Here is a 23618-nt window from a genome sequence, read left to right as displayed (position 1 = left end):
CCGGTTTATCCAGGAAATCAGGAGACCTGAGGGTCTCTCAGGCCGCCACGGACCGGTTGATAGGGGTCAGGGCCAGCTGAAGCTCGGTGATCAGGCGCTCGATCTCGATGGGTTTGGGCAGGCAGCCGTCCATGCCCGCGGCCCGATAGCGCTCGGTCTCGTGGGTGAGGGCGCTGGCGGTGACGGCGATGATCGGTGTCCTGTCGCGACCTTCGGCGGCTTCCAGATCACGGATCGCGCGGCAGGCCCTCATGCCGTCCATGTTGGGCATGTGGATGTCCATCAGGATGATGTCCCAGGGCTCGGCGACGAAGGCATCGACCGCCTCGACGCCGTCACAGGCTGCCGAGGCGCTGATTCCCAGCTCGCCCAGAAGCGCCGAAAGCACCATCCGGTTTGTCGCGTTGTCATCGACGATCAGGATTCTGAGCGACTGCGCGTCCGCCACCGTCTCATCCGGGGCGGCATCGACCGGGTCGGCCGCTTCGGCGGCGGCCGGCATGCTCAGCTGAAACTCGAAGCGACTTCCCTTGGGGCCGTCGGCGGGGAGGAGGCGGATCTCGCCGCCCATCAGATGGGCCAGTTCGCTGCAGATCGCCAGGCCCAGTCCGGATCCCTCGCTGCGTCGGGTGCTCGAGCTGTCGGCCTGGGCAAACCGCTCGAAGATGTGTTCTCGCAGATCCTCCGGAATTCCCATCCCGGTATCACTGACCCGGACGCGCAGGACGGTCTGGTCGCCGCCGACCTCGACGGTGATGGCGCCCTCGTCGGTGAACTTGAGAGCGTTGGAGATCAGGTTGCTGATGATCTGGCGGAGCCGAACCTCGTCGCCGAAGCGGCTGTCAGCCAGGTCCGGGTCCCGGACCAGGGTCAGCGACAGGCCCTTTTCCGCGGCGATGCCGCCATAAAGCCGGCCAAGGCCGTCGGTCAGGTTCGCGAGACTGAAGACGGAGGGGGAAAGCTCCATCTTGCCCGACTCGATCTTGGAGATGTCGAGGACCGCGTTGATCAACTGCAGCAGGCTGCGGGCGGATGACCTGACGATCGTCAACCGTTCTCGCTGCCGGGGCGGCAGGGGAGAGCGATCCATGACCTCGACCATGCCAAGAACACCGTTCAGGGGCGTGCGGATTTCGTGGCTCATGGTGGCCAGGAACTCCGACTTGGCGCGATCCGCCGCCTGCGCCCGGGTCGCCAGAGCCTGGGCTTCGGCGCGCAGGCGCTCGATCTCGGCCAGCTTGATCTCGAGGTCTCGATTGAGCGCCTCCGAGGCCAGGCGCGCCTGTAGCTCGCGGCGGATCGCTCCGCGCATCAAGGTGGCGATGCCGACAGCCGCGAAGGCCGCCGCGACGCCGATGAAGACGTACTGGCCGGCAAAATCATGGGGCGCGCGCTGGGCCATGATCACCAGTCCGACAATCGCCGCCGCCGAGCTGGAGTAGGCCACCCGAAGGCTGGGGGCGGAGGTCGCGAAGACCAACGCCATCAGGACGAAATAGACCAGCTTTGGGGCCTCGAAGTGAGCCATCTGGTAGGCCACGACATTGGCCATGAACAGGGCATTGACGCCCAGGGCCGCCAGCTCCAGGAGCCAGCGGCTCTGAACGGTCTTCCGGCCCAGCGTCCACCAGAAATAGAAGCCGGATGCCGAGGCGGCGAAGGACAGGCCTTCGAGCGCGACCAGGGTCGATCCCGTCTCGTAGAAGGGATGGGAAACGCTGATGACGGCGTAATAGATGGCCGCCGCCAGGACGTAGCCGCGCACCACCGGCCGATAGACGTCGGCCATGGCCCTGGCGGGCCGGCCCGCCGCGGCGATGCCGCCTTCCGTGTCCCGCATGGGAACCCCTGCCTCATTGTTGTCCGCGGCAGCTCTTGCGGCACTTCAATTAACCGGAGGCAAAGGAGAGAGGTGAACGGCGCGATGGGCGCACAAAGTGAGCCAATCGAAGGCGCTGATTACGCTGTATGGGTAATCAGTCTTGAGAATTCGCGGCGGTTATTCGTTTTGGCATTCGATCGCGAATGCTGCGTTAGCTGCTCTTTGTTTGGATCGACTGGCACATTTTGGGCGAAACCCCGACGACAGGCGTGTGTCGTCCAACAGAGCGCGCTGGCCGCACCATGGAACGGCCCTTGTCCGGTGCTGCGGGTAGGAAGAGCCTCTAGGCGCCCATCAGCTTCAGCGCCGCAAGCGCGAGGATACAGAGGGTCGGGACCCCGAGCGTCCAGTACATGACATCTTTCATCTGCAGTCCCTCCAGCGTCTGAACGCGCTGCCTCCCTGAGAGTTGCGGGACCAACGGAGCATGATTCGAGGGCGGCTGCGAAGGCGACGTTCGGCCGCGCCCGGTCCGGGAAGGCGGTCAGTGGAAGTCGCGGCTGCGGGGCAGGACGCGCACGTCGCGTGGATGGCGCATGCGGTGATCCTCGCCCCGGCCAGGAGCGCTGGACGCAGCCTCGTCGCCATGGGCCGGCACGGTCTTCAGCGGCTCGGCCGACAGGAGGCCCAGCGACCAGGTCCAGTCCTCGAGGCTTTCGGCGACCAGATGGGTGACGCCCTCGGCCCGCTGCAGCTTGCCGCGCACCAGGATCATCCGCGAGCCCATGATCACCGGCCGGAAAGCCTCGAAGACCTTGGGCCAGACGACGATGTTGGCCACCCCGGTCTCGTCCTCCAGGGTGATGAAACAGACCCCCTTGGCCGTCCCCGGCCGCTGGCGCACCAGCACCACCCCGCCGACGGCGGTCTTGCGGCCGGCCGGGTCGGTGTTCACCCGGTTCGCCGGAATGGCGCCGGCCCGGGCCAGCCGATCGCGCAGGAAGGTCACCGGATGGTCCTTCAGCGACAGGCGGATGCTCTCGTAGTCATGCACGACGTCCTCTGACGGCGAGCTGGCGGGCAGGCCGGCCGGCGGCGGCCCGTCCTCCTCGGCCACCCCGGCCTGGGCGAACAGGGGCAGGGGCGCGGAGCGCGGCAGCCCGCGCGCCGCCCACAGGGCCCCGCGCCGGCTGAGCTCCAGCGAGCCAAGCGCGTCGGCGGCGGCCAGCAGTTCCAGGGCCCGGGCCGGCAACCCGGCCCGCAGGCGCAGATCGTCCATCGAGGCGAAGGGACGGACGGCGCGGGCCGCCATGATGGTCTTGCCCCAGTCCTCGCGGAAGCCGTCGATCTGCCGGAACCCCAGCCGCAGGGCGCATTGCGCCTGGCCCTGACGCGGCTCGAGGGTGCAGTCCCAGTCGCTGGCGTTGATATCCGGATGACGCACCTCGACCTTGTGCTCGCGGGCGTCGCGGACCAGCTGGGCCGGGGCGTAGAAGCCCATCGGCTGGCTGTTGAGCAGGGCGGCGCAGAAGACGTCCGGGTGGACGCACTTCATCCAGGCCGAGACATAGACCAGCAGGGCGAAGCTGGCGGCGTGGCTCTCCGGGAAGCCGTATTCGCCGAAACCCTTGATCTGGTTGAAGCAGTCGTCGGCGAACTTGGGGTCATAGCCGCGCGCCTTCATCCGCCCGGCCAGCATTTCCTCATAGTTCTGGATGGTGCCGTTGTGGCGGAAGGTGGCCATGGCCCGGCGCAGGCCATTGGCCTCGTCGCCGGTGAACTCGGCCGCCTCCATGGCGATGCGCATCGCCTGTTCCTGGAACAGCGGCACCCCCATGGTCTTGTTCAGGATGTTCTTCAGCTCGTCCGGATCATGCGGCGGCGAAGGCTTGGGGAAGGCGATCTCATAGACCTCGCCCCTGGCCTCGGCCTCGCGCTTGGCGGCGCGGGTGGCGAGATAGGGGTGGACCATGTTGCCCTGGATCGGCCCGGGCCGGACGATCGCCACCTCGACCACCAGGTCGTAGAAGACGCGCGGCCGCAGCCTCGGCAGCATGGCCATCTGGGCCCGGCTTTCGACCTGGAAGACGCCCAGCGAGTCGGCGCGGCAGAGCATGTCGTAGACCGGCGTGGTGTCGGTCTCGCCCAGCACCGAGGCCAGATCCCAGCGCTTGCCGTAGAAGGCCTCGATCATGTCGAAGCCCTTCTGGATGGCGGTCAGCATGCCCAGCGCCAGGACATCGACCTTCATGATCTTCAGCTCATCGATGTCGTCCTTGTCCCACTCGATGAAGGTGCGGTCCTCCATCGCCGCGTTGCCGACCGGCACCAGCTCGACCAGCGGCCCCTGGGTGAGGATGTAGCCGCCGACGTGCTGCGACAGGTGGCGGGGGAAGGTGATCAGCTCGCGGGTCAGGTCGAGGGCCAGCTTCATCCGCTGTTCCTCCTTCGACAGGCCGGCCCGCTCGGCATGGCGGTCCTCGACCTCCGCGCCCCAGCTGCCCCACACCGTCCCGGCCAGGGCGCCGGTGACATCCTCGGTCAGGCCCAGCGCCTTGCCGACCTCCCGGATGGCCGAGCGCGGGCGGTAGTGGATGACGGTGGCGCAGATCGCCGCCCGATCGCGGCCGTAGCGGCGGTAGATGTACTGCATCACCTCCTCGCGGCGGGCGTGCTCGAAGTCGACATCGATATCCGGCGGCTCGTCCCGCTGGGCCGAGACGAAGCGTTCGAACAACAGGTCCATCTCGGTCGGATTCACCGAGGTGATGCCCAGGCAGTAGCAGACCACCGAATTGGCCGCCGAGCCGCGCCCCTGGCAGAGAATGGGTTTGGTGTTCGCCTGACCCGTGGGCTGGCGCGCCCATTTGACGATGTCGTGGACGGTCAGGAAGTAGTGGGCGTACTGCCGCTCGGCGATCAGCTTCAGCTCCCTGGCGATGGTCGCCTTGACCTTCTCGGGCACGCCCTTGGGGAAGCGCCAGCGGGCCCCCTGCCAGGCCATGTCGGACAGGTGCTGGTCAGGGCTCTTGCCGGGCGGCACCGGCTCGTCCGGGTAGTGGTAGGACAGCTCGTCGAGGGAAAAGGTGCAGGCCTTGAGAATCTCGCGTGAGCGGGCGAGCGCGCCTTCATGGCCGCGGAACAGCCGGGCCATCTCGGCCGGGGATTTCAGGTAGCGCTCGGCGTTGGCCTGCAGCCTGAACCCGGCCTCATCGACGGTGGTCCCTTCGCGGATACAGGTCAGCACGTCCTGAAGCGGACGTCGGTCGTAGTGATGATAGAGGGGCGCATTGGTGGCCAGCATGGGCGCCCCGGCCGCGTCGGCCAGCCGCGACAGATGGATCAGCCGGGCCCGGTCGCGGCCGTCGTAGAGGGGATTGGCGCCGAGATAGAGCTTGTCCGGCCAGCGGCTGGCCCAGTCGCGCAGGCGCGCGGCGAAGGCGGCGTCGACGACGCGCGGGGCGGGGGCGATGGCGACCAGGCCCTCGGCGTAATCCAGCGCCTGTTCGAAGGTCAGGCGGCACTCCCCCTTGATGGTGCGGTCGCCGTGGGTGTCGCCGAGGATCTCGCTCTTGCCGAGCGACAGTAGCCGGCACAGGCGGCCGTAGGCGGCCCGGTCGCGCGGATAGACGACCAGCACCGCGCCGTCGCTGAACACCAGCCGCGAGCCGATCAGCAGCCGCATGCCGACCCGCTTGGCCTCGCGGTGACAGCGCACCACCCCGGCAAGCGTGTTGCGGTCGGCGATGCCGATGGCGCTCATGCCGAGATACTGGGCCTGGGAGACCATCTCGGCCGGGTGCGAGCCGCCCTCCAGGAAGGAGAAGTTGGTGATGGCGTCGAGCTCGGCGTAGGTCATGCGAACACCCCGTGCATCCACCAGCCGGGGGGGCGGTCGATCAGGCGGCCTTGCGTCTCGCCCGGCGCCGGGGGTTCCACGGCCTGGTCCTCGCGCTCGTACAGCCCCTCGCGGAACAGCCAGTAGCGGCGGCCCTCGCGGTCCTCGACGCGGTAGTAGTCGCGGGTGCGTTCCGGCAACGGCCGTTTCGAAGGCTTCCACCATTCGGCCGACAGTCGCTCGGGGCCCTGGGCGCGGCTGACCCGGTGCGTCACCCGGCGCCAGACGAAGCTGGCCGGCGGGCCGTCCGGCAGGCTGGCCAGGGGCACGGTGACCGGCTCGGGCGGGTCTAGCAGCAGCAGCGGGCGATCGGGCAACGGCGGCGGCTCGGCGGCGACCGGCGGCCCTTCCCCGGCCGGGCGGCGGGCCTGGCTATGTTCGGGCAGCCAGCTGGCCTTGGCTTCCAGATGAAAGGCGGCGGTCTCGCCCAGCCGCGCCCCCAGCCGGTCGAGCAGGGCGGCCAGGGCCAGGCGCTGGTCGCCGTCGCGGCCCTTGTCGAGATCGGACTGGATGGCGGTCAAGGGCTCGACGACATCGGCGCTGAGCATCACCGCGTCGGCCCCGAAGCCGAGGTCGAGATGCTCCAGCCCGCGCTCCTTGAGCACCTTGACTAGGTGAGCCGGGCGGATGGAGGGGGCGCTCAGGGCCACCGACAGATGGGTGGCGCGGCCGTCGGTCCGGAAGGCGGTCAGGGTCAGGCGGCGCGCGCCCTGGCCGTCGCGCTCCAGGCTTTCGGCGAGGCTGGGGGCGAGGTCGCCCAGCACCGTCTCGATGCCGGGCGCATCGATCAGCGGCTCCAGCACCGTGCGCCAGACCCGCCAGACGGGCGGGCGGCGGATCGGCTCGAGGATTTCCGGCTCGGCCCCCAGGGCCTGGTCGAGACGCCGCACCAGGCCGAGGCCCGCCTCGCCCCGGAACCGGCGGGCCAGGCCCGACCGCGGCAGGGCCATGAGGTCGCCGATGGTCCGCAGGCCCAGCCGCGACAGCAGCTTCACATCGGCATCGTTCAGCCGCAGGGCGACGACCGGCAGCGGAGCCAGGGCGGTGCGATTGCCGCCGGCCGGCACGAGCCGGCGGGTATCGCGCGGACCAAAGCGGGCCAGGGCCCAGGCGGCGCCGGCGGTGTCGGCCATGGCCAGGCGAGCGGGGATGCCGGCGGCCTTCAGCCGCACGGCCATGTCGGTCAGCAGGGCGATCTCGCCGCCGAACAGGTGGGCCCCTCCGGTCATGTCGATCAGCAGCCCCTCGCGGCCCGGCGAGGCGGCGTCCATGGCCACGCAGGGAGAGTAGCGCTCGGCCCAGAGGCTGAGCAGGCGCAGGGCCTCGGCGTCGCGGTCGGGTTCGGCGGGGTGGGTGATCAGGGTCGGACTGACCGCCTTGGCGTCCGCATGGGCCTGGCCCATGGCGTGGCCGAGCCGGCGGGCGGCGCGGTTGGTCGCCGACAGCACCAGGCCATGGGGGCCTTTCTCGACGAGGGCGAAGGGGGTGTCGTCAGGCGGCGACGACCGACCGGCCATCCGGGACCAGACCGTGATCGGCCAGTCCGGCAGCCAGACGGAAACGATGCGCTTCATCGTCCCACTCCAGGATCCAGTCGCCGGGCGGCTCGCCCCGGCTGCGGGTGAGGGTCACCGCGATACGGGCCGCGCCCGGGGCCTCGTCGTCATAGGGATGCGGGGCGGACGGGGCGGGGGCGATCGACCAGCGGCGGCGGGCGGCGCTGATGTCCTTCGCCGGCTGGGTGCGCAGCAACAGGCAGGTGGCGCCCGCCTGCCGGGCCACCATGTCCAGCCGGCGGCTGGCCAGGAGGCTGATGGCGTCGGCGGCGGCCACCGCCCCGGCGATGGCGTCGGATTTCAGGCACTCCTCCAGCGCCCACAGGGTCTGGGTGTCCCTCGGCGTCTCGATGAACAGCAGCCGGTTGTCGGGCAGGCCGGCGATCTTCAGCCCGTCACGGAACCAGCCGCCCTGCTCGCGCAGCCAGACCGACGATGCAGCCATGACCACCGGCCGCTCATCCCCCTCGGCCGCCCGCGTGAGGCCGAACAGCGTCGCCGCCACCCGCCCCGGCGCGCCCTCGCCCCAGGCCTCTTCCAGCCCCAGACGCGCCGCGCGGGGGGCGAGGGCGGGGTTGGCGCAAGGTTCGGAAAGGGTCGAGAGTGGGACCATGAGTTCATGTTTTGTTCCGATTTCCGCGAGAGTCAAGGCGCGGAAAAGACTCCGGTTTCCTCCGATTTCAGACTCCTTGAAGGAATCCAGAGGGTTGCCCGAAGAGTCTCGATTCCTTCTCCCGCTTGTCGGGAGAAGGGCGCGCTGCGCGCTTTAGAACGGAATCTCTTCCGGCGGCCGGGCCTTGTCCGCATCCGGCGTCGGGGCCCTGGGCTGCGGGTCGGGCGGATCGTCGCCGCCGATGCCCATGCCGGAGATGATGTCGCCGATCGGGTCGGGGGTCTCTTCCGGCGGGGCGATGACGCCGCCCGGAATGGTCTGGGCTTTCAGCCGCGGCAAGGCCTGGGCCATGAAGCTCTTCCAGATCTGGGCCGGGGCGCCGCCGCCGGTCACCCGGCGCATGGGGGTGTTGTCGTCCTTGCCCGTCCAGACCGCGACCACGAAGCCGCCCGTGTAGCCGACGAACCAGGCGTCGCGGTAGTCGCTGGTGGTGCCGGTCTTGCCGGCGATGTCGAAGCCGGGAACCCGCGCGCCGGTCCCGGTGCCGCTGGTCACCACCTTGCGCATCATCTGGTTCATGTAGGGCAGGGCCGGGGAGCCGATCACCGTCTGGCGGCCGCGCTTTTCGAGGTTGTGGTCGTAGAGGACCTTGCCCGAGGCGGTGCGGATGCGGCTGATGCCCCAGGCGCGGGCCTTGAAGCCGCCGTTCGAGAAGGGGGCGTAGGCCGCCGCCATCTCCAGCGGACTGACCTCGACCGCGCCCAGCGCCATCGACGGATCGAGCTGGATCTTCGAGGTGATGCCGAGCCGCCGCGCCGTCGAGGCGACGTTGCCGGTGCCGACCTCGTTGGCCAGCCGGGCGGCGACGGTGTTGATCGACTGGGCCAGCGCCGTCTCCAGGGTCATCGAGCCCAGGTACTTGCCGGTGTAGTTCTTCGGCTCCCAATTGCCGATCTTCACCGGCTCATCGACGACCATGACATTGGGGTTTCGCCCCTGTTCCATGGCGGTCAGATAGACGAACGGCTTGAAGGCAGACCCGGCCTGGCGGCGGGCGACCGAGGCGCGGTCGAACTGGCTTTCGGTGTAATCGACGCCGCCGACATAGGCCCGCACCCGGCCCTCGGCGTCCAAGGCGACCAGGGCCGCCTGTTGCACGCCGGCCGCCTTGTTCCTGGCCGCGCCGGCCCGCACGGCCTGTTCGGCGGCGGCCTGGATCGGCAGGTCCAGCGTGGTTTCGACATAGAGGTCTTCGGTCGGTTCGCCGACCAGGGCGCGGACCTGGCCATCCATCCAGTCGGTGAAATACTGCGCCCGCTGGTTGGCCAGCACCGAGGAAACCCGCACCGGCGCCTTGACCGCCTCGGCCCGTTGCTCGGGGGTAATGGCCTTGGTGCGGACCATCTCGTCGAGCACGACGTTGGCCCGCTTGGCGGCCCGCTCCTTGGCGGAGACCGGCGAATAGCGCGACGGGCCCTTCATCATCCCGGCCAGCAGGGCCGATTCGCCGATCGTCAGCCTGGAGGCGGGCTTGTTGAAATAGCGCTGCGAGGCGGCCTCGATGCCATAGGCGCCGGCCCCGAAGTAGACCCGGTTCAGATAGAGGGCGAGGATCTCCTTCTTGGAGAACTTCACCTCCAGCCAGACGGCGAGGATCAGCTCCTGCACCTTGCGCCGCCAGTTCTGGTCGAGGGTCAGGAACAGGTTGCGGGCCAGCTGCTGGGTGATGGTCGAGCCGCCGGCGACGATTCGGCCGGCCTTGACGTTGGCGACCGTGGCCCGGGCCATGCCCAGGGGATCGAAGCCCGGGTGGTAGTAGAAACGCCGGTCCTCGATGGCCAGGAAGGCTTTCGGCACATAGTCGGGCAGCTTGTCGAGATCGACGGGGGGCGCGTACTGGCTGCCGCGCACGGCGATCAGGGCCCCGGAGCGATCGAGATAGGAGATCGAAGGCTGACGGGTGACGTCATTGAGCTTGGAGACATCGGGCAGGTCGATGGCGAACACGGCGAGGAAGGCGACCAGGAAGATCAGCCCCCAGACGCCGATGACCATGCCCCAGTAGAGGAAGGCCTGCAGCGGGGTGCGCCGAGCGCCGGTTCCGCCCGCCTGTGCGTTCGCCATGGTGTCCGTCTTCAAGTTTCAACGCAGATTGAGCCGGTTCTATCTCACCAGCCCCGGCGGCTCCATCCTCAACAGGCCCGAGGAACGGGGCCTTTATGGGGCCTGCATGTCCACGGCCCGTGCAGAGGCTCCAAAGCTGACGGAAACCAGCGGTTTTCCATTCATGCGCCGGTCAGCTTGCCTCTGCCCAACTGCATCCGTCAGCAACGCCAACCGTCAGGGAGGACGGGATCATGAGCGCGATGGATTATGCAGCGAGCACGCAGGCGCCGAGAAGCAGGACGGCCTTGGCGGCGATGTCCCTGGCGGCCCTGGTCTTCGGCTGGCGCAGCGAGCACCGCAAGGCGCGGTTGGCCGCCCGGCGCGAGCGGGAGCTGGAACTGGAAATCGCCCGGTTGCGGGCCGTGGGCGGTTTCTAAAGAGGCTGATTGAGGTTCCGGAAGGCGTCGGCCTCCGCGAACACCGCGGGGCGCAGACCGAGCCGGTCCTGTAGGTCGCGGACAGGCGGATGACCGTCGGCGATCATGGCGGACAGCGGCGCCAGCAGGTCGGCCGACCAGAGCGCGCAGAGCGGCTGGCGGCCATCGGGACTGACGGCATAGGCGCCGGGACCACCGGCCGAGGCCTCCGCCAGCCGGGCGACCAGATCGCCCGGAAGGTCGGGGGTGTCGCAGGGCGCCGTGGCCAGCCAGCCGGCGCCGGCCTGCCGCGCCCAGACGAGGCCGGCGCGAACCCCGGCCAGGGGACCGTCCGGATCGCCCGGCGCATCGGGCAGCACCGGAAGTCCAAGCACCCCGGCCCTGGCGGCCGCCCCCGATCCCCGCCCGGCGCTGATCGCCCGCAAGCGGCAAACAGCCAGCGGCTCCAGGCACCAGTCCAGCAACAGCCGGCCCTCGTAGGGCGCGATAGCCTTCTCGGACCCGAAGCGACGCGAGCGGCCGCCGGCGAGAACCAGCCCGACGATGTCAGCAGCCCTGATCATGGCGCGAAGCGACCACGGCGGCGGGGCGAGGGCAATGAAGTTGGGAAGGCGGGCCGCCTAGTGGTGGCCCAGGTCCATGGTTTCGATCTGCGAGGCATGGGCCTGGCGGGATTGCGAACCGGGCACGGGCAGCAGCATCGCCAAGGCGATGGCGAAGACAGCGGCGGCGGCGAAGAGGGCCCTGACGGCCATGGCGTTATCGTTCCATTCAGTCGGGCGCCACAATGACGCCTTCCGCCTTAACGATACGCAAACGCTGTCGTTCCGGATGAAGACGCCAGACAATTTAGTTTGCTGAATCCGTGTGGTTTCGGCGCCGACCCCAAGTCCCGTAAGGTGTTGACGGTGTCGGCCAAGCGACAGAGGGATGGAGGTTATTGATCCAAACCACAAACCCCGTCATCCCGGCCGGAGCGAAGCGAAGAGCCGGGACCCAGGGGCCCCGGCTCAACTATTCGCGCTCTGTCACCCCTGGGTCCCGGATCGCCCTGCGGGCGTCCGGGATGACGCTGGGGGGTGTTTAGCTGAACACTTCAAACAGGCCGGCGGCGCCCATGCCGCCGCCGATGCACATGGTGACCACCGCCAGCTTGGCCTTGCGGCGCTGGCCTTCCATCAGCACGTGGCCGACGCAGCGGGCGCCGGTCATGCCGAAGGGGTGGCCGATGGCGATCGAGCCGCCGTTGACGTTGTACTTCTCAGGGTCGATGCCGAGGGTGTCGCGGCTGTAGAGGCACTGCGAGGCGAAGGCTTCGTTCAGTTCCCACAGGTCGATGTCATCAACCTTCAGCCCATGACGCTCGAGCAGGCGCGGCACGGCGAAGACCGGGCCGATGCCCATTTCGTCCGGTTCGCAGCCGGCGACGGCGAAGCCCTTGAAGCGGCCGAGGGGTTTCAGACCGCGGCGTTCGGCTTCCTTCGATTCCATCAGCACCACGGCGGCGGCGCCGTCCGACAGCTGGCTGGCGTTGCCGGCGGTGACGAAGTTGCCTTCGCCCATGACCGGCTGCAGCGAGCGCAGGCCTTCCAGGGTGGTGTCGGGACGGTTGCACTCGTCGCGATCGACCACGTAGTCGACGAAGCTCTCTTCCTTGGTTTCCTTGTTGACCACCTTCATCTTGGTGGCCATCGGGACGATCTCGTCCTTGAACAGGCCGGCGGCCTGGGCGGCGGCGATGCGCTGCTGGCTGCGCAGAGCGTATTCGTCCTGGTAGTCGCGGGCGACATTGTAGCGCTTGGCGACGATGTCGGCGGTGTTGATCATCGCCATCCACAGGGCCGGCTTGATCTCCATCAGCTTTTCTTCGGTGATGTGGAAGCGGTTCATATGGCCGCCGGCGTTGACCAGCGAGATCGATTCCACGCCGCCGCCGACGGCGACATCGGCGCCTTCGTTCTTGATGTAGTGGGCGGCCGAAGCAATGGCCTGAAGACCCGAGGAGCAGAAGCGGTTGATGGTCGTGCCGCTGGTGGTCACCGGCAGGCCGGCCCAGATGGCGGCGTTGCGGGCGACGTTCATGCCGGTGGCGCCTTCAGGCCCGCCGCAGCCCAGGATGACATCCTCGACCTCGGCCCCTTCGAGGCCGGCGCGGCTGACCGCGTGCTGGATGGCGTGGCCGGCCATGGCCGCGCCGTGGGTGTTGTTGAAGCCGCCGCGGACGGACTTGGCCAGTCCGGTGCGGGCGTAGGATACGATGACGGCGTCGCGCATGGGGTTCTCTTCGCTGGGATTCAAACGATGGTTTGAATGGATCGGCGGCGACCTTAGGGAAAGCTTCGCACCTGCGAAAGATCACGCGCGCGTCAACCTGCACTGTTGGCGAGCCAGGGGCAGGGTGTTATTTTTGGGGCGCATACCGGGGGGTGTCTTGCGTCTGGTGTTTCTCGTTGTCGTCGGTCTGGTCGCCGCGCTTTGCGGTCCGGTGTGGTCAGCCGAGCCGCCGCCGCCGCAGGCCCACGGCCGTCTGCCCTACATGGCCTTCGCCGAGATTTCGCCGGACGGCCGGCGGGTCGCCTATATCCGCCAGTTCGCCGGCGGCCGCGAGCTGGTGGTGATCACCCCCGGCGAGACGCGCCGGTCGGCCTTCTCCACGGCGCTGAGCCTGAACTTCCCCTATGCCCCGCCGCCCAAACCCAAGAGCCTGTCCTGGGTCTCGGATGAGAGCGTGGTGGTCGAACATACGGTCACCCTGCCGCCGGAAAAGGGCAAGCCGCCCGAGGATTTCGACGGGGTCTTCCTCTATGGCCGGTTCGAGGATCCGATCTTCGAACAGCAACAGCTGTGGGGCTATGTGGTGTCCCCGATGGGATCGGGGCGGGGCTATCCGCTGCTGGCGCTGGCCGACAAGCATTCGCTGTTCCTGACCGAGTACGACGCTCCCAACGAGAAGAAGGCCGTTCGGCTGGATGTCGCGCCCAGGCCGGCCGGCGGCGTCGCCAGGGCCGTGCTCTGGTACGCCGGACCCGATGGCAGGCTGCGTGCCCGCAGCCTGATGACCGGACCGCCAACGCCCAGCTTGCAGATCCAGGTTCTCGACAGCGCCGGCGGCAAGAACGGCTGGCGCACGGTCCGGCAGACCAGCAGCGGGGCCGGCGGCGAGATCAAGGGCTTCACCCCCCTGGGCTTCGAGGACGACGCCAACCGGCTGGTCGGGGTCATCGAGGGTCCGGGCCGGCGGGCGGCGGTGGCCGACCTGGACCTGACCACCGGCCAGATCGGCCCGGCGCGGGTCAGCGTCGATGGCTATGACATCAGCGGCGGCGTCGTGGACCGCTTCACCGGCCGCATCGTCGGCTACGTCTATGCCGACGATGAGGAGCGCATCCGCTGGACCGACGCCGGTCTGGCCGAGATGGAGCGCCAGGCGCGGGCCTTGCTGCCGGGCAAACGCGCCTGGGCCAGATCCTGGTCGCGGGACCGCCAGTCGGTGCTGTTGAGCGCCGAGGGGCCAGGCGATCCGGGCAGCATCTGGATCGTCCGGCTGGCGAACGGCGAGGCCGTCAAGGTCGGAGACCTCTATCCAGCCGTGCCAGCGGCCTCCGTCGCCGAAATGAAGCCCTTCCGCTACACGGCCCGCGACGGGCTGGAGATCAGCGGCTACCTGACCCTGCCGCCCAGCCGGGAGCCCAGGAACCTGCCGCTGATCCTGATGCCGCACGGCGGACCGGCGTCGCGCGATACGCTGGGCTTCGACTGGTGGGCCCAGGCCCTAGCGGCGCGCGGCTATGCGGTGCTGCAGCCCAACTTCCGCGGCTCCAGCGGCTTCGGCGCCGTGTTCGAGGAAGCCGGCCACGGCCAGTGGGGCGCGCTGATGCAGTCGGACCTGTCGGACGCTCTTGGCGCCGTGGTCGGCAAGGGCATCGCCGACCCGGCCCGGGTCTGTATCGTCGGGGCGTCCTATGGCGGCTATGCCGCCCTGGCCGGGGCCACCCTGACGCCGGACCTCTACCGCTGCGCCATTTCGGTGGCGGGAGTCGGCGATCTGCCGGCCATCATCCGCCACAGCCGGGACGCCAGGGGTCGCGAAAGCATGGCCACCCGCTACTGGAGCAAGGCCATCGGTGATCCGGTCGCCGACGCCGACCGGCTTTTGAAGGTCTCGCCCCGCTATCAGGCCGGCGCCGCCCGGGCGCCGATCCTGTTGCTGCACGGCCGCGATGACACCGTGGTGCCGCTGTCGCAAAGCACCGACATGCGCGACGCCCTCAAGGCGGCCGGCAAGACGGTGGAGTTCGCCGAGCTGGAGGCCGAGGATCATCACCTGCGCCGCGAAACGACCCGCACCCAGATGCTGTCCCTGACCTTCGACTTCCTGGCCCGCTACAATCCGGCCGACTGATCCCACCGGCCATTGACGAATTCGTCGGCGGAAAGGAGGGTCATGGAATGAAATATCTGCCGCTTCTGCTTGCCCTCGCCCTTGTCCCGGCCGCCCCGGTTGTCGCCCAGGATGCCCCTGAAGGCGGCGCCTGGACCGACTGCACCGTCGCCGAGATCGCCGCCTACCGCGACCGCATCGAGATCACCTGCGCGGCCCCCGCCGCCGCCGGCAAGACCCTGCCCGGAGAGAAGCCGGATCCGCGCCGCTTCGCCGTGGAGTCCCGCGATCCCTTGACCGAGGGCCTGCTGACCCTGGCCATCGAAGCCAAGAGCAAGGGGCGTCCGCTGGGCATCCTCTATGTCGTTTCCCCAGAGGCGAACCCGGCCGACTGCGGCCGGCTGACCTGTCGCCGGGCGGCCGGGGCGGTGCTGAGGTAGCCGTTCTCTCACGGCCTTCCCCCACGGCGCCGCTTGACGCGCCGGTCAACGAGTCCGACCCTGCCTGAACAACGATAAGGTACGGGAGCGAGACCATGGCCGATCACCTCTACGATCTGGTGCTGCGCGGCGGCACGGTGGTGGACGGGACCGGCGGGGCGCCGTTTGTCGCCGACGTCGGGGTGAAGAACGGCCTGATCGCGGCGGTGCGACCGAACCTGCCCGCCGGCGCGACGGAGATCGATGCGACCGGGAAGCTGGTCACCCCCGGCTTTGTCGATATCCACACCCATTACGATGGCCAGGCGACCTGGGATAACCGGCTGAACCCCTCCAGCGGCCATGGGGTGACGACCGTCGTCATGGGCAACTGCGGGGTCGGCTTCGCGCCCTGCAAGCCCGAGGACCATGACCGGCTGATCCGGCTGATGGAGGGGGTGGAGGACATTCCCTTCCCGGTGCTGACCGAGGGCCTGCCCTGGAACTGGGAGAGCTTCCCCGACTACCTCGACGCCCTGGACAGGCGGGTGTTCGACATCGACCTGGCCGCCCAGCTGCCGCACGCGGCCCTGCGCGTCTATGTGATGGGCGAGCGCGGCGCCAACCGCGACCCGGCGACGCCTGAGGACATCGCCCAGATGGCAGAGATCGCGCGCCGGGCGATGGAGGCCGGAGCGATCGGCTTTTCGACCAGCCGCACCCTCAACCACCGCACCAGCGACGGTCAGCCAACTCCTACGCTGAACGCCGGCGAGGACGAGCTGATGGGCATCGCGCTCGGCATGAAGGCGGCCGGCAAGGGGGTGCTGCAGCTGGTCAGCGACTTCGCCCCCGATCCGATCGAGGAGATCGCCATGTTCCGCCGGCTCTCGGAGAAGAGCGGCCGGCCGCTGAGCTTCACCCTGGCCCAGAGCGCCAAGGCGCCCGAACTCTACAAGACCATGCTGGCCAAGGTCTCCGAGGCTGTCGACGCGGGGGTCGAGATGAAGGCCCAGGTCTGTGGTCGCCCTGTCGGGGTGCTGTTCGGCCTGGAGCTGACCATGAACCCGTTCAGCCCGACCGAGACCTACAGGGAGATCGCCCATCTGCCGCTGGCCGAGCGGGCCGCGATGCTGGCCGACCCGGCGTTCCGCGCCCGGCTGCTGAGCGAGAGCGGCGACGCCAAGGGGCCCTTCCGGGGCAGCATGCTGCAGGCCTGGGACAACATGTACCTGCTGGGCGAAATCCCCGACTACGAGCAGGGGCCGGAGCGGACCGTGAAGGCTCTGGCCGCCGGCATGGGCGTCTGGCCGGAAGACCTGGCCATCGACCACATGCTGAGCCAGGGCGGGCGGGGGATGCTGTATCACCCCTTCCTCAACTACGCCGACGGCAGCCTGGCGCCGTCTTTCGAGATGCTGGGTCACCGCGACACGGTGCCGGGCCTGTCCGACGGCGGGGCTCATGTCGGGATGATCTGCGACGGGTCCTTCCCGACCAGCATGCTGACCCACTGGACCCGCGACCGCACGCGGGGGCCGAAGTTCGCGGTCGAGCAGGTGATCCGCATGCAGACGCGCGACACCGCCGAGGCGGTGGGGTTGCTGGACCGGGGCCTGATCGAGGTGGGGCTGCGGGCGGACCTGAACGTCATCGACTATGACGCCCTGAAACTGCATGCGCCGAGTGTTGCCTATGACATGCCGGCCGGCGGGCGGCGGTTGACGCAGAAGGCCGAGGGGTATGTGGCGACGATCGTGGCCGGTGAGGTGACTTACCGCGACGGGGAGCCGACGGGGGCGTTGCCCGGGCGGCTGGTGCGCGGGGCGCGGAGCGCTCCCCTGGCGTTGGCGGCCGAATAACCTCCCTCCCCGAATGGGGAGGGCAGGCCGAAGGCCGGGTGGGGCAGTGGGTCACCGGCCCCACCGGTTAGGCTTCTAAGCGCTTGGTCTTCAAGGTCAGTGACCGACTTCCCCACCCGACGCGCGTCACCGCGCGTCTACCCTCCCCATTCGGGGAGGGAGGTTAGCGTGACGCCTTTTCCGCGATACCCGAAGTCCCTTCGCGGGCTTTCAGCACCGCCGCCACCTCGTCCGGGGTGACGCCGCTGGCCGCCAACGCGGCCAGCAGGTGGTAGAGGACGTCGGCGGCTTCGGCGGTCAGGTTCGCCTTGTCGCCGAGCGCGCAGGCCAGCGCCGCCTCCAGCCCTTCCTCGCCAAGCTTCTTCGCCGCCAGCTTTGGGTCAGCCAACAGTTTCGCCGTCCAGCTCGCGGCCGGGTCGCCGCCCTTGCGGCTTTCAATCGTCGCCCACAGGCGGCCCAGGGTATCGCCGAGATCGCTCATGCCGCCTCCAGTCTGACCGGCAGGCCGGCGGCGGCCATGGCCTGTTTGGCCTCGCGGATGCTGACCTCGCCGAAGTGGAAGATCGAGGCGGCCAGCACGGCGTCGGCATGGCCATCGCGGACGGCCTCGACCAAGTCGGCGGCGTTGCCGGCCCCTCCGCTGGCGATCACCGGCACCGAGGCGGCCGCCGTGACGGCGCGCAGCAGGGGGATATCATAGCCGGTCTTGGCGCCGTCGCGATCCATCGAGGTCAGGAGGATTTCGCCGGCGCCCTTTTGCACAGCCAACGCCGCGAACTCCACCGCGTCCTTGCCGGTGTCCGTGCGGCCGCCATGGGTGAAGATGTTCCAGCCGTCGTCGCCGCGGGCCTTGGCATCGACGGCGCAGACCACGGCCTGGCTGCCGAAGGCGTCGGCGAGGCGGGACAGCAGGTCAGGGTCGTTCACGGCGGCGGTGTTGACGCTGACCTTGTCGGCCCCGGCGCGCAGCAGACGACGGGCGTCCTCGACGTTACGCACGCCGCCGCCGACCGAGACCGGCATGAAGCAGACGTCGGCGGTGCGGGCGATGACGTCGAGGATCAGGCCCCGCCCCTCCGAACTGGCGGTGATGTCGAGGAACATCAGCTCGTCGGCCCCCGCCGCGTCATAGGCGGCGGCCTGCTCGACCGGGTCGCCGGCGTCGCGCAGGGCGACGAAGTTGACGCCTTTGACGACGCGGCCGTCCTTGACGTCCAGGCAGGGGATGACGCGAACTTTCAGCATGCGGCCAGGGTCAGCGCTTGCGCCGGATCGATGGCGCCTTCGTAGAGCGAACGGCCGAGAATGCAGCCGGCGATGGGGACGCCCTCGCGGGTCTTGAGCATCTCGATATCGCGGATCGAGGCGACGCCGCCCGAGGCGATGACGGGGATGGAGACGGCGTCGGCCACCTCGCCCACCTGCTCGACATTGACGCCGGTCATCGCCCCGTCGCGGCCGATGTCGGTGACGATCAGGGCGGCGACCCCGGCGTCCTCGAACTTGCGGGCCAGGTCGACGACGCCGATGTCGCTGGTTTCGAGCCAGCCTTGCGTGGCCACCATGCCGCCCCGGGCGTCGATGCCGACGGCGATCTGCTCGGGCCACAGCCGGGCGGCGCGTCTGACCAGATCCGGGTCGCGCACGGCGACGGTGCCGAGGATGACGCGGGAAATGCCGGCCTCGATCCAGGTCTCGATCTGTTCGAGGGTGCGGATGCCGCCGCCCAGCTGGACCGGCAGGGAAACCGCCTCGAGGATGGCGCTCACAGCGTCGATATTGACCGCCCGGCCCTCGACCGCGCCGTTGAGGTCGACGACGTGCAGCCAGTTGAAGCCCTGGGCCTGGAAGCTTGTGGCCTGGTCGGCGGGGGAGGCGTTGAACACCGTCTCCTTGCTGAGGTCGCCGTGTAGAAGGCGGACGCAGCGGCCGTCCTTCAGGTCGATGGCCGGGTAAAGGATCACAGCGTCAGCTCCAGGAAGTTGGCGAGCAGGCGCTGGCCGGCGGCTTGCGACTTTTCAGGGTGGAACTGTACGCCCATGACGTTGTCCCGCGCCACGGCGGCGACGAACGGGCCGCCATGGTCGCAGGTGGCGGCGATGTCGCCCGGATCGGCCGGGTCGAAGACGAAGCTGTGGGTGAAGTACATGTGTGGCGCGAAGCCGAGGCCGGCGAACAGCGGGCTGGCGGGACGCACAGTGTTCCATCCCATGTGCGGCACCTTGGCGGCCGGATCGCGCGGCTCCAGCCGACGAACCTGACCGGGGATCCAGCCGAGGCCGGGGGTGGTTCCGAACTCCAGGCCGCTGTCGGCGAGCAGCTGCATGCCGACACAGACGCCGAGGAAGGGGGCGCCGCGCTGGACGGCGGTGTTGAGGGCATCGATCAGGCCGTCGCGGGCCGACAGGTTGCCCATGCAGGCGGCGAAGGCGCCGACGCCGGGCAGGACGATGCGGTCGGCTTTGGCCACCGCGTCCGGATCGCCGGTGACGAGGATCGTCGGCGCGCGCGACAGGCTCGACGCCGCCTTGAGCAGCGCCTTCTCAGCCGAGCGAAGATTGCCCGACCCGTAGTCGATCAGGGCGACGGTGGTCATGGAATCCTACAGCACGCCCTTGGTCGAAACCGCCTGGCCGCCGGCCTTGGGATCGATCTCCACCGCCGCCCGCAAGGCCCGCGCCAAGGCCTTGAAGCCGCTTTCGGCGATGTGGTGGGTGTTGTCGCCGTAGAGGGTTTCCAGGTGCACGCAGGCGCCGCTGTTCATGGCGAAGGCGTGGTGGAATTCCTTGAACAGCTCGGTGTCCATCTCCCCGACCTTGGGCCGCGAGAAGTCGACCTTCCAGATCAGGTAGGGACGGTTGGAGAGGTCGAGGCTGCAGCGGGTCAGGGTCTCGTCCATCGGGATGTAGGCGTGGCCGAAACGCTTGATGCCCTTGAAGCCGTCCAGCGCCTGTTTCACCGCCTGGCCCAGGACGATGCCGGTGTCCTCGACGGTGTGGTGCATGTCGATGTGCAGGTCGCCCTTCGTCTCGATCTTCAGATCGAAGCCGCCGTGGCGGGCGAAGCTTTCCAGCATGTGGTCGTAGAAGCCGATGCCGGTCGATATGGTCGAGGCGCCCGTGCCGTCGAGGTCGATCCAGACCTTGATCTGGGTCTCTTTGGTATCGCGCGAGATTTCCGCCGTGCGGTTCATTTCAGCAGCCCTTTGGCGATGGCCAGGTCACGCAGGTTCTTTTCCGGACGCGGGCCGTAGTGACCGATGACCTCGGCCGCCGCCATCGAACCCAGCTGGCCACAGACGTCGAACGAGAGACCCTTGGCCAGGCCGAACAAAACGCCGGCGGCGTACTGGTCACCGGCGCCCGTGGTATCGACCACCTTGTCCACATGATCGGCCGGAATGCGATGGCTGTTGGCGCCGGCCAGGATCAGCGAGCCCTGTTCGCCCCGGGTGATGGCGGCGATGTTGGTGATGGCGCCCAGTTTCGCGGCGGCGATCTCGAAGTCGTCGGTCTGGAACAGGGCCTTCACCTCGTCCTCGTTGGCGAAGACGATGTCGGCCTGGCCCTCGATGAAGCCCATCAGTTCGCCCCGGTGGCGCTCGACCACGAAGCTGTCCGACAGGGTGATACCGATCAGGCGGTTGGACGAATGGGCGATGCCGGCCGCCTTGGCGAAGGCGCGGCGGGCGTCCGAGGGGTCGAACAGGTAGCCTTCCAGATAGACGATGGCCGACTGCTCGATGAGGTCGGTGGGAACGTCTTCCGGGGTCAGTTCGGTCGAGGCGCCCAGATAGGTGCACATGGTGCGCTGGCCGTCGGGGGTGACGTTGATCAGGCAGCGGGCGGTGGCCGGTCCGCCGACCAGGGGGGCGGTGGCGAAATGGACGCCGATGGCGCGCATGTCGTGGGCGAAGACGTCGCCCAGCTGGTCCGGCGCCACCTTGCCGAGGTAGGCGGCGCGGCCGCCCAGGCTGGCGATGCCGGCGATGGTGTTGCCGGCCGATCCGCCGCTGGTTTCCATGCCCGGCGCCATGCGGCCGTACAGCTCGACGCCGCGCGCCTCGTCGATCAGCTGCATCGAGCCCTTCACCAGGCTTTCCGAATGCAGGAAGCCTTCCTCCGCCGGGGCGATCACATCGACGATAGCATTGCCGATGGCGGCGACGTCGTAGGTGGCGGTCATGGTCAGACTTTCAATTGGGCAAACGCTGGGGTCGTTACAGGAAGGGGGGGCGGACGCCAATCCCCGGCGGGTTGGTGGGATTGCGCAAAGCGCGCTACAGCCGCCGCATGAACGTCGCCATCCTCACCCCCGCCGTCGAAGAGCTGCTCTACAAGTCGTTCTGGCCCGAGTGGTTCGCCAAGCTGGAGGCCGGACTGGCGGCATCCGGCGTCGCGGCGACCCCGCACATCTGGACCGAGCCGCTGGAGGGCGCGTTCGACGCCGTGCTGCCGATGATCGCCTGGGGCTATCACAAGCGGCCGGCCGACTGGCTGGCGCGGCTGGATGCGTTCGAGGCGGCGGGACAGCGGATGATCAATCCCGTCTCGGTGCTGCGGTGGAACACAGACAAGGCCTATCTGGCGGAACTGGGCGCCAAGGGAGCGCCGGTGGTTCCGACAATCAGTGTCGAGAAACTCACGGCCGAAAACCTGGAAGCGGCGCGGGACAGCTTCGGCGGCGGCGTGGTCGTGGCCAAGCCCCGGATCAGCGGCGGCTCGCATCAGACCTTGAAACTGGCCCCCGGCGATGATCTCGGCGACGGCGTCGATGGCCCGGCCCTGATCCAGCCCTTCCTGCCGGCAGTCGGCAAGGAGGGCGAGATCTCGCTGCTCTATTTCGGCGGCAAGTTCAGCCATGCGGTGACCAAGGTGGCCGCCAGGGGCGACTTCCGCGTCCAGCCGCAGTTCGGCGGCCAGGTCTCACGCGTGAAGCCCTGGGACGGCGCGGAAGGGGTGGCGCAGGAGATCCTCGCCGCCGTGCCGCCGCTGGCCTATGCGCGGATCGACCTGCTGCGCGGGCTGGATGGACAGCTGAAGCTGATGGAGCTGGAAGCCATCGAACCGGACCTCTTCCTGCAATACGCCCCCAAGGCCGGCGGCCGGTTCGGGGCGGCGGTGAAGGCGGCGCTCGAAGCGGGGTGACTGTCTCGCGCAGCGTGTGGACTGCACCCCGTACGTGAGACGGCGTTATTAGGTGACAGCGGTTGCTGCGATGGCACCGTTGGGACGCGCTAGCGCGTCCCAACGGTGGGTTTGCTGTTCGAACTCCACTGGGGAGAGATAGTCCAGGGCCGAGTGGAGTCGGGTGGTGTTGTAGACCTCCTCGATAAAGCTGCCGATCCGGCTCCTGGCGTCGGTCAGGTCGAGATAGGTTGAGCCGTTCACCTCCTCGGTCTTGAGGGTCTTCATGAAGCTCTCGGCCTTGGCGTTGTCATAAGGACAGCCGCCCCGGCTCATGGAGGCCAGGACGGTGGTCTCTTCCAGACGCCGGGCGTAGTCGCCGCAGGCATACTGCACACCCCGGTCAGAGTGATGGACGAGGCTCCCCGGCGGGAGGCGGCGGTCGGCCAGGGCCATGTCTAGCGCCGCCAGGGGCAGGCTGGCGCCCAGGTGATCGGCCAGGGCCCAGCCGACCACCTTGCGGCTGAAGGCGTCCAGAACCACCGCCAGATAGACGAAGGCCCGCTCCAGCCTGATGTAGGTAATGTCGGCGACCCACAGCCGGTCCGGCGCCAGCGGGATCATCCGACGGGCCAGGTTCGGATACACCTTCCAGCCATGATCCGACTGGGTGGTGGCCGGAACATAGGCCTTCCTCCTGAGGCACAGAAGGTTGTCCTGCCGCGTCAAGCGCAGCACCCGCTTGGCGTTGACCCACAAGCCCTCGCGCCGCAGCAGGACCGCGATCCGCCTGTAGCCATAGTGGCGGTTCGCCAGCGCCAGATGCTGGATGCGATCCCGCAGCGCCATCTCCTCGCATTCCGGCTCGGCCTGGCTCCAGTGCCGGTAATAGCTCGCCCGGCTTACCCCAGACGCCGCGCAAAGCTGTCCGATCCACCCCTCGCCCTGCGGTCCGGCCGTCGCCCGGATCTGGGCGAAGACCCCGTCACGCCAGCTCATTCGCTCGGCTGCCGTGACGCCTTGATGCGCCGCAAGGCTCCTTGAAAAAAATCCAGCTCCACCGCCTGGCGGCCAACCTTGCGCTCAAGCTCGGCAATCTTCCTTCGCGCCTGCTCCAACTCGCTACGGCCGTCACCAGCCTTGGCCAACGCCTCCACCTTCGTCGGCCGTCCACGCCGCCGTCCAAGCGTCCCGGCACGCTCCGCGTCCCGCCACTTGTAGATCAGCTGCCGGGCAACCCCCAGCGAAGCAGCCAGCACCGACGCCCGCTCTCCCGCCGCCAGCCTCTCAAGTGTCTTCAACTTCAAGTCTCGGCTGAACCGCCGTGGTGCAGATTGCTCGGTCATCAGTTCCCTTCCTTCGAGAACTGTCACCCAATTTCACTGTCTCAATCTAGGG

General features: G+C 68.7%; 21 protein-coding genes. 5 read left to right on the top strand and 16 right to left on the bottom strand.

All coding sequences use genetic code 11. The annotated features are described in order from the left end of the window. Positions 1 to 37 precede the first annotated feature (37 nt). From O5I81_RS00810 to O5I81_RS00790, 5 genes are all read right to left on the bottom strand, one after another. Positions 38 to 1840: an ATP-binding protein gene (locus tag O5I81_RS00810; RefSeq protein ID WP_271067045.1), complete on the bottom strand. Its 1803-nt coding sequence runs from the start codon at positions 1838 to 1840 to the stop codon at positions 38 to 40. A gap of 526 nt (positions 1841 to 2366) precedes the next feature. Continuing rightward, entirely contained in the window at positions 2367 to 5681 is a 3315-nt protein-coding gene (locus tag O5I81_RS00805; protein WP_271067044.1) for an error-prone DNA polymerase, read from the bottom strand. After that, positions 5678 to 7294, bottom strand: a complete 1617-nt coding sequence (locus tag O5I81_RS00800; protein ID WP_271067043.1) for a DNA polymerase Y family protein — start codon at positions 7292 to 7294, stop codon at positions 5678 to 5680. The genes O5I81_RS00805 and O5I81_RS00800 overlap by 4 nt, the downstream gene beginning before the upstream one ends. Further along, positions 7212 to 7889, bottom strand: coding sequence for a hypothetical protein (locus O5I81_RS00795; RefSeq protein WP_271067042.1), 678 nt, complete (start codon positions 7887 to 7889; stop codon positions 7212 to 7214). Before O5I81_RS00795 ends, O5I81_RS00800 begins: the two co-directional genes overlap by 83 nt. A gap of 153 nt (positions 7890 to 8042) precedes the next feature. Beyond that, the gene (locus O5I81_RS00790) at positions 8043 to 10013 is read right to left on the bottom strand and encodes a penicillin-binding protein 1A (protein WP_271067041.1); all 1971 of its coding nucleotides are present in this window, start codon (positions 10011 to 10013) and stop codon (positions 8043 to 8045) included. Between the two features lie 233 nt (positions 10014 to 10246). On the opposite strand from O5I81_RS00790, the gene O5I81_RS00785 reads away from it, so the two are divergent. Further along, on the top strand, positions 10247 to 10432 hold the full coding sequence (locus O5I81_RS00785; protein ID WP_271067040.1) for a hypothetical protein: 186 nt from the start codon (positions 10247 to 10249) through the stop codon (positions 10430 to 10432). Here the strand turns inward: O5I81_RS00785 and O5I81_RS00780 are convergent. The 3 genes from O5I81_RS00780 to O5I81_RS00770 all read right to left on the bottom strand — a co-directional run bounded on the left by O5I81_RS00780 (position 10429) and on the right by O5I81_RS00770 (position 12706). Then, positions 10429 to 10995 (bottom strand): molybdenum cofactor guanylyltransferase, encoded by a 567-nt coding sequence (locus O5I81_RS00780; RefSeq protein WP_271067039.1) that lies wholly within the window; start codon positions 10993 to 10995, stop codon positions 10429 to 10431. The two genes, O5I81_RS00785 and O5I81_RS00780, sit on opposite strands and share 4 nt — an antisense overlap. A 57-nt stretch (positions 10996 to 11052) precedes the next feature. Then, positions 11053 to 11187, bottom strand: a complete 135-nt coding sequence (locus O5I81_RS00775) for a hypothetical protein (protein WP_271067038.1) — start codon at positions 11185 to 11187, stop codon at positions 11053 to 11055. 328 nt (positions 11188 to 11515) lie between these two features. Then, positions 11516 to 12706 carry an acetyl-CoA C-acyltransferase gene (locus tag O5I81_RS00770; protein ID WP_271067037.1) on the bottom strand — a complete coding sequence of 397 codons (1191 nt, stop codon included), beginning with the start codon at positions 12704 to 12706 and terminating at the stop codon, positions 11516 to 11518. Positions 12707 to 12872: 166 nt separating this feature from the next. Here O5I81_RS00770 and O5I81_RS00765 point away from each other — a divergent pair, with 166 nt between their 5' ends. The 3 genes from O5I81_RS00765 to O5I81_RS00755 all read left to right on the top strand — a co-directional run bounded on the left by O5I81_RS00765 (position 12873) and on the right by O5I81_RS00755 (position 17094). After that, on the top strand, positions 12873 to 14834 hold the full coding sequence (locus O5I81_RS00765) for a S9 family peptidase (protein ID WP_271069079.1): 1962 nt from the start codon (positions 12873 to 12875) through the stop codon (positions 14832 to 14834). A 47-nt stretch (positions 14835 to 14881) separates the two neighbouring features. Continuing rightward, positions 14882 to 15253, top strand: a complete 372-nt coding sequence (locus tag O5I81_RS00760) for a hypothetical protein (protein ID WP_271067036.1) — start codon at positions 14882 to 14884, stop codon at positions 15251 to 15253. 95 nt (positions 15254 to 15348) lie between these two features. Further along, positions 15349 to 17094: an amidohydrolase family protein gene (locus tag O5I81_RS00755; RefSeq protein ID WP_271067035.1), complete on the top strand. Its 1746-nt coding sequence runs from the start codon at positions 15349 to 15351 to the stop codon at positions 17092 to 17094. Between the two features lie 163 nt (positions 17095 to 17257). On the opposite strand, the gene hisE is transcribed toward O5I81_RS00755, so the two are convergent. From hisE to O5I81_RS00725, 6 genes are read right to left on the bottom strand one after another with little or no spacing between them, the layout of a single operon-like run. Next, complete coding sequence (gene hisE, locus O5I81_RS00750) at positions 17258 to 17575, bottom strand: phosphoribosyl-ATP diphosphatase (protein ID WP_271067034.1); 318 nt, start codon at positions 17573 to 17575, stop codon at positions 17258 to 17260. Continuing rightward, complete coding sequence (gene hisF / locus O5I81_RS00745) at positions 17572 to 18339, bottom strand: imidazole glycerol phosphate synthase subunit HisF (RefSeq protein WP_271067033.1); 768 nt, start codon at positions 18337 to 18339, stop codon at positions 17572 to 17574. Before hisF ends, hisE begins: the two co-directional genes overlap by 4 nt. Further along, positions 18333 to 19058 carry a 1-(5-phosphoribosyl)-5-[(5-phosphoribosylamino)methylideneamino]imidazole-4-carboxamide isomerase gene (hisA, locus tag O5I81_RS00740; RefSeq protein WP_271067032.1) on the bottom strand — a complete coding sequence of 242 codons (726 nt, stop codon included), beginning with the start codon at positions 19056 to 19058 and terminating at the stop codon, positions 18333 to 18335. The genes hisF and hisA overlap by 7 nt, the downstream gene beginning before the upstream one ends. Next, entirely contained in the window at positions 19055 to 19690 is a 636-nt protein-coding gene (gene hisH, locus O5I81_RS00735; RefSeq protein WP_271067031.1) for an imidazole glycerol phosphate synthase subunit HisH, read from the bottom strand. The genes hisA and hisH overlap by 4 nt, the downstream gene beginning before the upstream one ends. A 6-nt stretch (positions 19691 to 19696) precedes the next feature. Next, positions 19697 to 20287, bottom strand: a complete 591-nt coding sequence (gene hisB, locus O5I81_RS00730) for an imidazoleglycerol-phosphate dehydratase HisB (RefSeq protein ID WP_271067030.1) — start codon at positions 20285 to 20287, stop codon at positions 19697 to 19699. Beyond that, complete coding sequence (locus O5I81_RS00725; protein ID WP_271067029.1) at positions 20284 to 21279, bottom strand: adenosine kinase; 996 nt, start codon at positions 21277 to 21279, stop codon at positions 20284 to 20286. The genes hisB and O5I81_RS00725 overlap by 4 nt, the downstream gene beginning before the upstream one ends. Before the next feature lie 80 nt (positions 21280 to 21359). On the opposite strand from O5I81_RS00725, the gene O5I81_RS00720 reads away from it, so the two are divergent. Next, positions 21360 to 22241 (top strand): transporter, encoded by an 882-nt coding sequence (locus tag O5I81_RS00720; protein ID WP_271067028.1) that lies wholly within the window; start codon positions 21360 to 21362, stop codon positions 22239 to 22241. A gap of 48 nt (positions 22242 to 22289) precedes the next feature. Here O5I81_RS00720 and O5I81_RS00715 read toward each other — a convergent pair whose 3' ends face one another. Both O5I81_RS00715 and O5I81_RS00710 read right to left on the bottom strand, forming a co-directional pair. Then, positions 22290 to 23219: an IS3 family transposase gene (locus O5I81_RS00715; RefSeq protein WP_271067027.1), complete on the bottom strand. Its 930-nt coding sequence runs from the start codon at positions 23217 to 23219 to the stop codon at positions 22290 to 22292. Further along, a complete protein-coding gene (locus O5I81_RS00710; RefSeq protein ID WP_271066848.1) occupies positions 23216 to 23566 on the bottom strand; it encodes a transposase in 351 nt (116 codons plus the stop codon). The genes O5I81_RS00715 and O5I81_RS00710 overlap by 4 nt, the downstream gene beginning before the upstream one ends. Positions 23567 to 23618 lie beyond the last annotated feature (52 nt).

Origin of the sequence: Caulobacter sp. NIBR1757 (assembly GCF_027912495.1) — a bacterium.
Lineage (GTDB): Bacteria > Pseudomonadota > Alphaproteobacteria > Caulobacterales > Caulobacteraceae > Caulobacter.
The sequence above is the reverse complement of the archived record's forward strand: the minus strand, read 5'-3'. Positions and strand labels throughout refer to the sequence as shown.